Origin of the sequence: Streptomyces sp. (assembly GCF_050698815.1) — a bacterium.
Lineage (GTDB): Bacteria > Actinomycetota > Actinomycetes > Streptomycetales > Streptomycetaceae > Streptomyces.
Genome location: NZ_JBOHCV010000733.1, coordinates 1 through 4,247, shown reverse-complemented (window position 1 = coordinate 4,247; position 4,247 = coordinate 1). Strand labels below are relative to the sequence as shown.

General features: G+C 69.5%; 6 protein-coding genes and 1 tRNA gene. 1 reads left to right on the top strand and 6 read right to left on the bottom strand.

Annotated elements, in window-relative coordinates; all coding sequences use genetic code 11:
• Positions 1–97: 97 nt before the first annotated feature.
• Entirely contained in the window at positions 98–586 is a 489-nt protein-coding gene (locus ACRDP3_RS26025; protein WP_431519447.1) for a MarR family winged helix-turn-helix transcriptional regulator, read from the bottom strand.
• A 181-nt stretch (positions 587–767) separates the two neighbouring features.
• Here ACRDP3_RS26025 and ACRDP3_RS26020 point away from each other — a divergent pair, with 181 nt between their 5' ends.
• Positions 768–995, top strand: coding sequence for a hypothetical protein (locus ACRDP3_RS26020; protein WP_431519446.1), 228 nt, complete (start codon positions 768–770; stop codon positions 993–995).
• A 134-nt stretch (positions 996–1,129) separates the two neighbouring features.
• On the opposite strand, the gene ACRDP3_RS26015 is transcribed toward ACRDP3_RS26020, so the two are convergent.
• The 5 genes from ACRDP3_RS26015 to ACRDP3_RS25995 form a co-directional block, all read right to left on the bottom strand.
• Positions 1,130–2,029, bottom strand: a complete 900-nt coding sequence (locus ACRDP3_RS26015) for an RNA polymerase sigma factor SigF (RefSeq protein WP_431519445.1) — start codon at positions 2,027–2,029, stop codon at positions 1,130–1,132.
• A 198-nt stretch (positions 2,030–2,227) separates the two neighbouring features.
• Positions 2,228–3,019, bottom strand: a complete 792-nt coding sequence (locus tag ACRDP3_RS26010) for an RNA polymerase sigma factor SigF (protein ID WP_431519444.1) — start codon at positions 3,017–3,019, stop codon at positions 2,228–2,230.
• A 314-nt stretch (positions 3,020–3,333) separates the two neighbouring features.
• The gene (locus tag ACRDP3_RS26005) at positions 3,334–3,498 is read right to left on the bottom strand and encodes a hypothetical protein (RefSeq protein WP_431519443.1); all 165 of its coding nucleotides are present in this window, start codon (positions 3,496–3,498) and stop codon (positions 3,334–3,336) included.
• A 217-nt stretch (positions 3,499–3,715) separates the two neighbouring features.
• Positions 3,716–3,802: transfer RNA gene (locus ACRDP3_RS26000), tRNA-Ser, on the bottom strand.
• Between the two features lie 10 nt (positions 3,803–3,812).
• Positions 3,813–4,247: nucleoside deaminase (locus ACRDP3_RS25995; RefSeq protein WP_431519442.1), on the bottom strand; the 435-nt coding region annotated here is incomplete at its 5' end.

Genomic DNA, 4,247 nt, shown 5'->3' with positions numbered 1-4,247 from the left:
GCAGCGGGCGCGTCCGGCTGCGGCGCGGCGTGCCTCGCCTCGCCGCCGCTGTCGGCGCCGTGCACACCGGACGGTGTGGTCGTGGCCATTCGTTTCCTTACTTCCTGCTGCAGTGCCGAGCGGCGGGGTGTGGTGTGTCCTGGCGGGTGACGCGCGCCCGGCAGTCGCCGAAGCTTTCCCGCAGGCGCGCCAGCATTCCGTTCAGCCGAGCGATGTCATCGTCGGTCCAGTCGTGCAGAAAGCTCTCCAGAGCTTCGGTGGTGGCCTCGGAGAGCGTGTCCAGCTGCCGGCGGCCCCGTTCGGTGAGACACAGCAGCCGGGACCTGCCGTCCCGCGGGTCGGGGAGACGCTCGACCCAGCCGCGCTCCGCGGTGTGCGCGACATGGCGGCTGGTCACGGACATGTCGATGACCATCAGCTCGGCGAGACGGCTCATGCGCATCTCGCCGTACTTGTGCAGCAGGGCGAGCACGGCGGCCGAAGCGGGGGGACAGTCGGCGGGGAATCCCCGTGACATCTCTCGCCTGACGGCGCCGATGCCGCTAAGGTGCCGGGCCAGCTCCTCGTAGCTCCCGCGTGCGGCCATCCCACCTCCCGCTTATCGTTGCTTAAGGCAACCATACCGAAATAGTTGCTGTGTGCAAATTGATGGTGGGCGCGATGAGGGAAAGAAATGGCAAAGCCGGTTTGCGGTCGCCCGCCGCGGGGCGGCCCGATGCCGGGGCGGGGCTGTCACCGGCCAGGGGCGTTCGCTAGGGTCCTGCCCCATGGCTCACAACCCGCATGCCCCGCAGGGACCTGACCCGTCCCAGGACCCGGCCGGCAACACGCAGATGTTCCGCGCCTTCGTCGACGAGGAGGGCGGCGGTGCGGGTTCGCAGCGCCGTGCCGTGCCGCAGTCGGCAGCGTCCTCCGGCCCGCGCGTCGGCCTGATCGTCGCCGTGGTCGCCCTCGTCGCGGTGGTCGCGGCAGCGGCCTGGCTGGCCCTTTCCTGAGAGGGCACGGTACTGATCAGGCACGGTGCTGATCCGGCGCCGGGTGCCTGATCAGGCACCGCGTGGCCGGTGCGGCGGCCGGCGGCTCCATGGAGGGGCCGGCCGCCGTTGTGTCCGTACGAGTGGCTCCCGCCCTACTCCTCCGCGATCAGGCCCTCGCGCAGCTGCGCGAGGGTCCGGGTCAGCAGCCGGGAGACGTGCATCTGCGAGATGCCGACCTCCTCGCCGATCTGTGACTGCGTCATGTTGGCGAAGAAGCGCAGCATGATGATCTGGCGCTCGCGTGACGGCAGTTTCGCCAGCAGCGGCTTCAGCGACTCGCGGTACTCCACGCCCTCCAGCGCGCTGTCCTCGTAGCCGAGCCGGTCCGCGAGCGAGCCCTCGCCGCCGTCGTCCTCCATGGAGGGCGAGTCCAGCGAGGACGCGGTGTAGGCGTTGCCCACCGCCAGGCCGTCGACGACGTCCTCCTCGGACACGCCCAGCGCGTGGGCGAGTTCGGGGACGGTGGGAGAGCGGTCCAGCGTCTGGGACAGCTCGTCGCTCGTCTTGGTCAGCGCCAGCCGCAGCTCCTGCAGACGGCGCGGCACCCGCACCGACCACGAGGTGTCACGGAAGAAGCGCTTGATCTCCCCGACCACGGTCGGCATCGCGAAGGTCGGGAACTCCACGCCGCGCTCGGCGTCGAACCGGTCGATCGCCTTGATCAGGCCGATGGTGCCGACCTGGACGATGTCCTCCATCGGCTCGTTGCGGCTGCGGAAGCGCGCCGCCGCGTACCGCACCAGCGGGAGGTTCAGCTCGATGAGCGTGTCGCGTACGTACGTCCGCTCCGCGCTGGGGGCGGCTGCGGAGCCGTCGCCGTCGGGCCCGGGGGAAGCGTTGCCCAGCGCGGCGAGCCGCAGGAAGAGGGAACGGGAGAGGGCACGGGTGTTGATGGCGTCGCGGTGTGCGGGGGCCTCGGGCGCTCCCGAGGCTTCGACGTCGGCGGTCGTGGTCTCGGTGAGCACCTTCGAGCTGCCCAATTCTACGGACATGCCACCCCCTTGAGGTCGCGGACGGTTCGCAGCGGCGCCCTCGGGTGAGGGAGGCACCTCCCCCTGCATACCGGAAGCGCCGGTGCGTCAAACGCAGCTCTTGCAGAATGTCACAAGTCAGCAACGCGACGTAGCTTCTTGTCGATAAAACTGCACAGCTGAGGCTGTTGAGCTGACGTTATGATTCCCTCTGTCCGGTTACGCCTCGATTCGATTTGCGGCCCGCAGCCGCGCGAAGCTCCGCGACAGCAGCCGTGAGACGTGCATCTGGGAGACGCCCAGCTCCGCACTGATCTGCGACTGCGTCAGGTTCCGGTAGTAGCGCAGCAGCAGGATGCGCTGCTCGCGCTCGGGCAGCTGGACGAGCAGGTGCCGCACCAGGTCGCGGTGTTCGACGCCGTCCAGTTCGGGGTCCTCGTAACCGAGCCGGTCCAGCAGGCCGGGCAGTCCGTCCTCGCGCTCCTGGGCGGCCTCCAATGACGTTGCGCGGTAGGACCGTCCGGCCTCGATGCAGGCGAGCACGTCCTCCTCGGCCAGCTTCAGGCGGTCGGCGATCTCCGCGGTGGTCGGTGAGCGTCCGAACGCCGTCGTCAGGTCCTCGGTCGCGCTGCTCACCTGCACCCACATCTCGTGCAGCCGCCTCGGTACGTGCACGGTGCGGACGTTGTCGCGGAAGTAGCGGCGGATCTCGCCGATGATCGTCGGCATGGCGAAGGTGGGGAACTGGACGCCGCGCTCGGCGTCGAACCGGTCGATCGCGTTGATGAGGCCGATGGTGCCGACCTGGACGACGTCCTCCATCGGCTCGTTGCGGCTGCGAAAGCGCGCCGCGACGTACCGCACCAGCGGGAGGTTGGCCTCGATGAGTGCGGTGCGCACCCGTTCGTACCCGGACGTGCCGGGCTCCTGCTCGGCCAGTTGCTCGAAGAGCACCTGGGTCAGCGCCCGGGCCTCCGCGCTACGGCTCTCGCGGGTCTGGGTCGCCGCCACTCAGCCACCACCTCTTCACGGTCCCGGGTCGGGTCGGGTTGGTCTTGTCCACTCAATGGCCAAAAGCGGTCATAGCATCACAAGACATGTGCAATCTGTGCAAGCACCGTATAGCGCCGTGTTGGTGAGGAGTTGAGGACACGGCCAACCCGGGCGAGGCGATGACGGGCGAGGGGTCCCGGAGGGCGGTGGACCCCCGCGGTGAACGGCCCACGCATCAGTGACGCGGCGGGGCCGAATGCCGGGTGACGGCGAGGTGCGCCGGAAGGGTGTGGCAGCGGGACCGACTGACCGGCCGGCGCCGCACCAGGTCGTTAGCTGACGAGCTCCGTCATGAACCGGCCGACGGCCTGGGCGGCGGTCGATATGCCCTCGAAGCCGATCTGGACGAGATCGGCGGCCCTGGCGGGGGAGGTGATGATCGTGTAGAGCGCGAAGACGATGACCACGTAGAGCGCGATCTTCTTCGTCTGGCCCATCCTCGTGCCTCTCTCGGTCGCCTGTTCCCCTGTTCGCAGTCGGGTGAGTCTAACCAGACGTGTCACGTGCGTGATCCACGCGTAGGCCATCAAAGCCACCCCAAACAGGGCCCATTGACGTGCGACCTTCACCGTTCCCGGCCGACTGCGACGGAAACCGGTACGGAAGATCACAGAAGGGGCGGACCCTGATCGGGTCCGCCCCTTCGTTCACCTGCGGTAGCGGTGGGATTTGAACCCACGGAGAGCTTGCACCCTCACTCGCTTTCGAGGCGAGCTCCTTCGGCCGCTCGGACACGCTACCGAGAGGCACTCTAGCCCAACGGTGGCCGGGTGCCGAAATCCGTATCGCCGTCCTCGGCGACCGCCTCGGCCGCCGTCTCTGCCGTGGGCGCGCCCGCTGCCGGGTGCCGGCGGAAGAAGGCGGTGAGCAGGGCGCCGCACTCGTCGGCGAGTTCGCCGTGGATCACCTCGGGCCGGTGGTTGAGCCGCCGGTCCCGTACGACGTCCCACAGTGAACCCGCCGCGCCGGCCTTCGGGTCGGGCGCGCCGTAGACCACCCGCTCCAGCCGGGACAGCACGACGGCGCCCGCGCACATGGTGCACGGCTCCAGCGTGACCAGCAGGGTGCAGCCCTGCAGCCGCCACCGGTCGCCCAGCGCGCGGGCCGCCGCGCGGATGGCCACGATCTCCGCGTGCGCGGTCGGATCGCCGGTCGCCTCGCGCGCGTTGTGCCCCGTGCCCAGCAC